This is a genomic window from Xanthomonas axonopodis (assembly GCF_001304695.1).
Lineage (GTDB): Bacteria > Pseudomonadota > Gammaproteobacteria > Xanthomonadales > Xanthomonadaceae > Xanthomonas > Xanthomonas axonopodis.
The window spans coordinates 1-7888 of record NZ_JFAQ01000174.1 but is presented as its reverse complement, the minus strand read 5'-3'; the positions used below and the strand labels follow the sequence as shown (position 1 = coordinate 7888).

The 7888-nt window shown below is 50.8% G+C and carries 7 protein-coding genes; all 7 read right to left on the bottom strand.

Annotation, left to right across the window (positions count from 1 at the left end):
* Positions 1–57: 57 nt before the first annotated feature.
* Positions 58–1410, bottom strand: a complete 1353-nt coding sequence (locus tag XAXN_RS15365; protein ID WP_054320194.1) for a glutamine synthetase family protein — start codon at positions 1408–1410, stop codon at positions 58–60.
* Positions 1411–1488: 78 nt separating this feature from the next.
* A complete protein-coding gene (locus XAXN_RS21785; protein WP_134980254.1) occupies positions 1489–2412 on the bottom strand; it encodes a homoserine O-succinyltransferase in 924 nt (307 codons plus the stop codon).
* Positions 2413–2479: 67 nt separating this feature from the next.
* Complete coding sequence (locus XAXN_RS21780) at positions 2480–3079, bottom strand: LysE family translocator (protein WP_134980253.1); 600 nt, start codon at positions 3077–3079, stop codon at positions 2480–2482.
* A 36-nt stretch (positions 3080–3115) separates the two neighbouring features.
* Positions 3116–3976 carry a gamma-glutamyl-gamma-aminobutyrate hydrolase family protein gene (locus tag XAXN_RS21775; protein WP_134980252.1) on the bottom strand — a complete coding sequence of 287 codons (861 nt, stop codon included), beginning with the start codon at positions 3974–3976 and terminating at the stop codon, positions 3116–3118.
* A gap of 17 nt (positions 3977–3993) precedes the next feature.
* Positions 3994–5034, bottom strand: a complete 1041-nt coding sequence (locus tag XAXN_RS15355) for a fatty acid desaturase family protein (protein ID WP_054320192.1) — start codon at positions 5032–5034, stop codon at positions 3994–3996.
* A 25-nt stretch (positions 5035–5059) separates the two neighbouring features.
* Positions 5060–6382, bottom strand: coding sequence for an O-acetylhomoserine aminocarboxypropyltransferase/cysteine synthase family protein (locus tag XAXN_RS15350; RefSeq protein WP_054320191.1), 1323 nt, complete (start codon positions 6380–6382; stop codon positions 5060–5062).
* On the bottom strand, positions 6382–7536 hold the full coding sequence (locus XAXN_RS15345; RefSeq protein WP_054320190.1) for a 2-aminoethylphosphonate--pyruvate transaminase: 1155 nt from the start codon (positions 7534–7536) through the stop codon (positions 6382–6384). The genes XAXN_RS15350 and XAXN_RS15345 overlap by 1 nt, the downstream gene beginning before the upstream one ends.
* Positions 7537–7888: the final 352 nt, after the last annotated feature.

Genomic DNA, 7888 nt, shown 5'->3' with positions numbered 1-7888 from the left:
GGAACCCTGGGCGTATCACTGGGCGTATCAGTATCAAACGCATTGACCAGACCTTCCCTAACTACGTTCAAATCCCCTGAGCAAATCCCAATCGGTTACATGCCTATCGTATTCGGATTGTTCCCATTGCGCGGCATGGACGTAATGGTCGACAACCCCGCTTCCTAGCACCTCGCGGAGCCAACTCGAGCTCGAACTGATGCCGATGGCAGCTCTTAGTGTTTTCGGGATGTCCGGCAATCCCGTGTCGCGATATGCGTCGCTCTTGCACGGCTCGCCCAACGGCAGTTTCTCGTCAATCCCCGCCAAGCCAGCTGCAATCAGTCCGGCGAACGCAATGTAGGGATTCATATCGGCACCACCAATGCGGCACTCGACGCGCAGATTATCCGAGCCCAGGCCACAAACGCGTAAGCCGGTCGTTCGATTGTCGCAGCCCCATCCGATCTTAGTGGGTGCGAACGTGTCAATCTGAAATCTTTTGTAGGAGTTTATGTAAGGTGCCAACAAGAGGGTAATATCTCCCGCATACTTAAGGATTCCGGCAAGGTAGTTCCTCATTATAACGGACATTCCCTGCGGTTCTGCTTCGTCATAAAACATGGGTCGGCCGTCAGACGACCATAGTGACGAGTGGACGTGGCTGGACGACCCTGCATAATTATCGTTCCATTTTGCCATGTAGGTGATTGACTTGCCGTGCTGTGCTGCTATTTCCTTGCTGCCGTGCTTGATGATTGTGTGCTGATCGGCCATCGACAACGGGTCTGAATGCCGAACATTGATTTCCCCCTGGCCAGTGCCTCCCTCACCCTTTGTGCATTCAATTGCGACACCAGCGCCATATAGGCCTTTTCTGATCGGACGCATGACGCACTCCTGTCGCGTTGTCGACAGAATGTTGTAATCCTGATTGTAACTTCCAAATACCGCTGGTAAAATATAATTTTTTCTCGAAATCTCGGCATAAGTCTCGTCGAAAAGGTAAAACTCAAGCTCCGATGCGAAACAGGCACGCATTCCGCGGTCGGATATCCGGCGTAACTGCCTTTGCAAGATATATCTGGGCGATTGCACCACTGGCTCGCCGTTGTCATTGTAGACATCGCAAATCACCAATGCCGTTGCGTCCAGCCAAGGCAGCAATCGCAAGCTGGAAAAGTCAGGCCTGAGGACGAAATCGCCGTAACCAGCACTCCAGCTGGCATTCGCGTAACCTGGCACCGGGACCATTTCCATGTCATTGGCCAATAGATAATTGCAGGCATGGCCTTGGTTGTAATCGTGACCCACAAATGTAGCGGCATGATAGCGTTTTCCCATTAGCCGACCTTGCATGTCGACCATGCATACCAATATCGTATCGATCGCGCCAGACTCGACCGAATTCCGGAGTTCATCGAAGTTCATGACAGATTCCCACCGCCATTTAAATGAGTGTTGTATATATGAGAGTTTTACGAGAGCTGGGCGTCTGCTGGCGGCAGCTCATCGACATCGACCGACCATATCCAGATCCGCCAAGGACGTTTTATGAATATGGCCGATCCAGTTCTCAAACAATAAAATTGCATGGCTGCGCCATCGATTCGTCGGTGGCAGATAGTGGCAATCGTCTGGAAAATAGTTAATGGGTAGATGGATATTTCTTCCTGCGGCTAGATCGCGGAAGTATTCGTCTGCAAGAGTGTTCGAATCGTATTCGATATGATTAAAGAAATGCAAAGAATGATGCTTGGGATCGCTAAGCAAGCAAGGCCCGGTATCGAGTGAATCAATGAGAACGGAAACGCCGCTATCAATAGGGAGGTCGACGCAACGCATTTCCGCCCAGCGCGACACGGGAATGTAAAGTTCCTCGGAAAAACCTTTCAAGTAAGGGGAGTGGATATCATGAATATGATGCTTAAATACGCCAAATAACTTTTCTTTCAAGACGTGCTTTGGCGCCCCATAGAAAAAATGCAAAGCAGCTTGCGCCCCCCAACAGATGTTAAAGCAACTATGGACGTTGGTCTGCGTCCACCGAAATACTCCAGCGAGCTCATCCCAGTAATCGACGCTGCAGAAAGGAATTTTCCCAACCGGCGCCCCGGTTATTATAAATCCATCAAATTTACGATTATTAATATCCCGCCAGTCCTTGTAGAAGGATTTCAAGTGTCCGACAGGTGTATTCTTCGATGAGTGGCCGGATATCCTGACAAGCGTCAACTCAACTTGGAAGTGTGTGGAACCCAAAAGACGCGCTATTTGGATTTCGGTATCGATTTTATTTGGCATCAGGTTAAGCAGCCCTATGCTTATAGATCGGCAATGCGGATGGATCATTGCCTTATCTTCTAAAACGGTGATGCCTTCGTTTTCAAGAGCACAACCTGCCGGCAGCCCTTTAGGGATTAGTATTGACATGAGATTGCGGCCCTCTTCAGCGAACGGCCCGCATCGGCCGTGTCTCGCATGAGAAATTTTGACTCAATCAGGAAAGCACTAGGAAAACTGCGACAAGCAGATAGATCGCGCCGGCGACCCGGCTTATATTGCGTTCGTTCCTGAAAAGGGTACGTGCTCTTTGTGCAAGCAACGCATATCCACCATAGATTAAGAGAGAAATAAGCAGTCCTGCCAGACTCAACGCAATTGCTTGGTGCGTGTAAGAATAGTAAGGACTGACAAAGCTTGGATAGGTAAGCAAAGTAGCCAGCCATCCCTTGGGATTAGTCAGGGCGATAAGTGATGAATCGATGAACACCTTTCGCGGACTAGAAGCGATTATTTCTGTGCTGTGATGTTCCGGTTGGGGCAGGAAAGAGATTAAACCAATGTAAGTGAGATAGATCGCTCCTATCCAACGCAGATAACCGAGAAGCGACGAGTGCTCGTGAATGATCAAGCCGACCCCAGACAGCGCGACAATGGCGTGAATCGCAGTAGCCAGTCCAAAGCCAAACGAACAGGGAACTATAATATTGCGGCCATACTTGAGAGATTGAGCCACAACAAATGCTACGTTCGGCCCCGGCACGGCGACCGCGCAAGTGAACGCAATGGCGAACAGAGCCACCAGATGGAGATCCATTATCTCGTCACTGTATTATGTAATGTTGGACAGTTTTCAATATATTGCCTTGTGGAAGGATGCCGAATTACTTCCGACATGCCGCCTCGCTTCATATGCCTGGCACGCATCGCCAAAGAGGTGGAATATCTTCTGACTTACGGGGTCGTGTCTGACATGCCATTCGGGATGCCATTGTACTCCGAGCTGAAAAGTCGAGGAGGGGTAGGAAATTGCCTCGACGACGCCATCGTCGGCTATGGCCTCGACTCGAACCCCGGGCGCCGGCTCGAACACTCCCTGGTTATGAAGCGAATTAACTTGGAGCCAATCGTTTCCCTCCCCGAGGATATCGGCAAGTATTCCGTTGGACACGATCCGAATTCCGTGCGATGGCAGATACTGCTGATCGCGGGTTACGTTCATGGGCTCGCTGTGCACTATGCCGAACTCCGTGGCCGGCAGATGTGTCACAAGCGTTCCGCCTTGCTGAACATTCATTTCCTGCAACCCGCGGCAAATGCCGAGGACTGGCATATCCAGCTCTGTTGCGATCGACAACGCGACACACGACAGGCGATCCCTGGGTCGGTCTCGTTCCCCAGGGATAACGTCGTCGTCGGCACGTTCCCAACGGCGCTGTCGTCCATCAATGATGTCTGCATCGAGATTTGATTCGTCGCCAGTCAAGACCAGGCCGTCTAGACGATGCATCAGGGAACGAAACTTTCTGAGGCTTGTATCCCAAGGAAGATCCCCGTCTACAGTCGGAAGAATGACGCATTCAACAGCAGCGTAGGTATCAAGGGCTTCAATGTAGCGTCGTCGCAACCTATCACGATGAACGCCATCATCGATATGGCGATTTGATGTCACTCCAACAACAGGTCGAATCACGCAATCAGAAACATGTTCCATTGTGGATGTGCTCCGGATCATTTGCGCAGGCTAATTTCGTAGAGGCGACGGTTCCGATCAAGCAATTGCGAGATCACGCTTGGCTGCCCCTGCGGGCCGCGCGAAAATAGACCTCCCCAGGATTTTCCGATATTCGCATATACTGGGTCGTGCATTCGGATTTTCTGTGCTTTTTTTAATAGCCAGAATGGGACGCCCGGCGAAAGATGGTGCTCAAGATGGTACTCGTCGTAATTGACGCCGAACAATAAGCGTTCTATGAATCCGCCCTTCCTATTTCTCGTCAAATAAACATTCTCCACCTCGCTTTCACACATGGGCGAATGCTCAGCCAGCTCGGTGAACCAACCCAAGACCTGAAACGTGGTGAGGTAAGGGATTAGCCAAAAAAGCACAAGCAAATGTAGAGCATCCGCTGCGGTAAAGCCGGCGACTACCGCGATCCAGAATGCCGCGAAACCGTACGAATCGATAAGGGTGCCCCACTCATCGACGCCCTTCTCTCTGTCTCCCAAAACAAAGAATCGGTTGCTCCAAAGATAGCTCAAGTAACGAAACGTGGCCCCGCCGAAGATCGCTTTCCAGAGAATAAAGGATTTGTACTCGCGCGGCTCGCGAACTGTATAAACCCCCGATTTGATAAAGAACTTCAAGTCGGGATCCTGCTCCGGATCACCAAGGTGCGGATGATGAAGATAGACATGGGACACGCGATATGCCCAGTGCCGCTGGAATATAGGGTAAGCGGCGAACGTCGTCCCGAGGAAATTGTTCCATACTCTATTCTTTGCTAGTATTCGGTGCGCCGCGTCGTGTGAGATCGTCGTCAACCCGCGCTGGTGCGCGCCGATAATTAATAATGCCAATGGGTAAAGCCACCAGCTGAGTTGCACCGTCGCAACGGCGCAGGCCACCATTACTGTATAGTCCTTTATTATGTATAAGGCGCCAGTCATATTGTCGGGACGCAAGTCAGCCAACTCGCGCATGATTTCGCGAGAAAAACGGAATGTGTCGAATCGCTTATTTCTGAGCGCCCAATTTTTCTCTTTTTCCATGATGCTTCTCCCGGCTAATTAGCCATTAAACGGCATCAAGACCGCGCTTTATATCATCAAGTATGTCGTCAATGTTCTCTATGCCGACGCAAAGGCGGATCGACCCATCAAATATTCCGGCTGCCTCACGCTGAGTTTTGGGAACGGTAGTATGGGTGGTCGAGACCGGATGCGTCACGAGTGTGCGTGCATCTCCCACATTTGAAACGTGATACATGAGACGGATGTTCTGCACGAATTTTCTGCCTGCAGCCTCATCTTCTAACTCGAACACGATCATTGCGCCGTAGCCGACTTGCACGTCGACCAGTTCATCTACGACGTCTCGGTCGCGTCCAGTAGCAAGGCCAGGATACGAAACGCGTCTGACCTTGGGATGACCTGCTAGGAAACTGGCAACCGACGCAGCGTTCTCGCAGTGACGCTGCATGCGCAGGCTTAGTGTTTCCAGACCTTGTATCAGCTGAAAGCTTGCGAATGGGCTGATCGCCGCGCCTGTATCGCGAAGCCAAGTCATACGTGCTTTCAAAAGATAAGCACTATTCCCTAAGTCATTCAGAAGGCGCACAGCATCTCGCCAGCATGTGTCGCCATGCGCCTCGTCAGGGCCATTTAGCAATGGGAAGCGGGAGTCATCATCAAAAGAAAAATTTCCATTGTCGACGACCAGTCCTCCCAGTGTGGTGGCGTGGCCACAGATGTACTTGGTTGCCGAGTAAACGCTGATTGCGGCGCCCAGCGCCCCGGGCCTGCACACAAGAGGCGTTGTCGTGTTGTCAACCACGAGGGGAATGCCATGCGCCTTGCCAATCGCGGCAAGCTCCGATACCGGTAACGGAATGACGCAAGGATTAGAAAAGACTTCGCCGAATAATGCGATGGTCCTGTCATCGATCTGCCGCTTGAAGGATTCTGGTTCATGCGGGTCAGCAGATCTTGCCTCAATCCCTAAGCGCTTGAAGGTATTGAAAATCAAATTCCAGGAATTCCCGTATAGATACTTCGATGTAACCACGTTGTCGCCTGGTCGGCCACTGCACAAGTTCACCAGCGCAAGAAAGGTGGCGGCTTGTCCGGAAGCCACGGCAAGCGCATCCGCTGCGTTATCCACTTGGGCGTACCGGCGCTCTAGGACGCGGGTGGTTGGATTAATGATCCGCGTGTAGGTAAAACCGTCGCGCTTGACATTGTAGATATTCGAGACGGCGGCCAGATCATCATCGAGCTCATAAGCCGTGGTCTGATAGATAGGAACGGCAATAGCGTTGGTGGCTGGATCGTGCCGATAACCCGCATGCAGAAGGGCTGTTTCCATCGAAAGGCTTTTTTCGTGGGTGCGCGATGACATTAGGCCGCTCCGCTTTCGAGTTCAGGATTGTCAAGTGCCGCTTCTACCAGGCGGTGTTTGTGGTCTTCGAAAAATTCACGAAACGCCTTCGCCAGAACGAGTATCCATGCCGGCTTGATTGCGCCGATGCAGCCGATTCTGAAGCTTCGCGTTTGAACGTGGAATTTTGCATATATGTAGAGGTTATATCTGACAAGATGCCGATAGAATTCCTTGAAATCCTCCTCGGTATCAATCACTCCCTTCGCAGTGAGCGCCAGACACACCGGAGACCGCGCCCTCGCACTTAGTAACGGAACAGCGTATCGCTCCGTTGCGCGAATGATCTCTTCTCGCACCAAGCAGTACCGCTTTCTGCGGTTGGCCACACTTTCAAGGGTCAACAGTTCGAGTGCCTTGGCGCATGCCTGTACCACATGAGTAGGAGGCGTTGATCGCCACTCTCCTGTCTCCTCAAGGGTTTTCCACTGGTCGCGAACATCTAAAACGAAAGAATTGACCGGATGTGTCTTTTTTCTTTTCAGCAGGGCCAGCTTGGCTATTACTAACGAAATGCCAGGCGGACCTTCGATGCACTTATTGCTTGAAGTCACAAGGACGTCGAAAGGGGATATTTTGACACTGATATCAATTGCGCCAAAAGAACTCATTGCGTCGACGATCGTAACGACTCCGTATCGCTTGGCCAGCTTGACGATTTCGTTAAGTGGATTAATGACACCAGTGGTCGTCTCGCAATGAACGAAGCAGATGTGGGTGATCGTGCGATCTTTTTCAAGATATTCCACTATATCGGCGATCGAAAGCGGCTTGTCGCTAGGAACCTTCATGCTGGCAGCCCGTATTCCGCGTAGCTGAAGTATCTTCAGCATACGCTCCCCATAAATACCGTTTATGCATACAAGCGGTTTGTCGGACTGACTTATAAATGTCGCCAGCGCTGCTTCGATGCCGTAGGTTCCACTGCCTTGGATGGGGATGACCGAATGTGACTCCTGCCCTTCGACTAAGTTGATCGCAAGGTTACGCATCGAGGCAGTCGTGATCCTAAAGCTTTCGTCTCTTGAGCCCATGTCGAATTGCATCTGTGATTTTACTTCGTCGCGCAAAGCCAACGGACCCGGTGTCATTAAGAAATATTTCTCTGGACACATATGGAAATCTCAGTATTTATAAACTGTGGGGCATAATGCAGTGCGTTCACGTAATCTGTGATCAATGATGGTAACGAAGCTGGTTGATCGACGATGGGCTCGTTATTATTTTGTATTTTATTTATTATAATCTATGTGGCTGTACGATCTACGGTTTATCTGTCAGATTGGATAATACACGCCGCATGAGCTGAGGCAAGGTAATTTGGCCGAAACGCACATGAAATTTAGCTATAAAGCTTGGGGCGCGATCATCCGTTGATCTTTATCTGGTTCCAGCTGAGATATTCATCTAGGAATGGTCTCAGGGTTCACTCCCGTTATCACGAACACCGACGTCCCCCCGATTTTG

Coding starts and splice junctions, on each gene's coding strand:
- XAXN_RS15365 (WP_054320194.1), bottom strand. CDS start 1,410: ATGAACTTCGATGAACTCCGGAATTCGGTCGAGTCTGGCGCGATCGAT.
- XAXN_RS21785 (WP_134980254.1), bottom strand. CDS start 2,412: ATGTCAATACTAATCCCTAAAGGGCTGCCGGCAGGTTGTGCTCTTGAA.
- XAXN_RS21780 (WP_134980253.1), bottom strand. CDS start 3,079: ATGGATCTCCATCTGGTGGCTCTGTTCGCCATTGCGTTCACTTGCGCG.
- XAXN_RS21775 (WP_134980252.1), bottom strand. CDS start 3,976: ATGGAACATGTTTCTGATTGCGTGATTCGACCTGTTGTTGGAGTGACA.
- XAXN_RS15355 (WP_054320192.1), bottom strand. CDS start 5,034: ATGGAAAAAGAGAAAAATTGGGCGCTCAGAAATAAGCGATTCGACACA.
- XAXN_RS15350 (WP_054320191.1), bottom strand. CDS start 6,382: ATGTCATCGCGCACCCACGAAAAAAGCCTTTCGATGGAAACAGCCCTT.
- XAXN_RS15345 (WP_054320190.1), bottom strand. CDS start 7,536: ATGTGTCCAGAGAAATATTTCTTAATGACACCGGGTCCGTTGGCTTTG.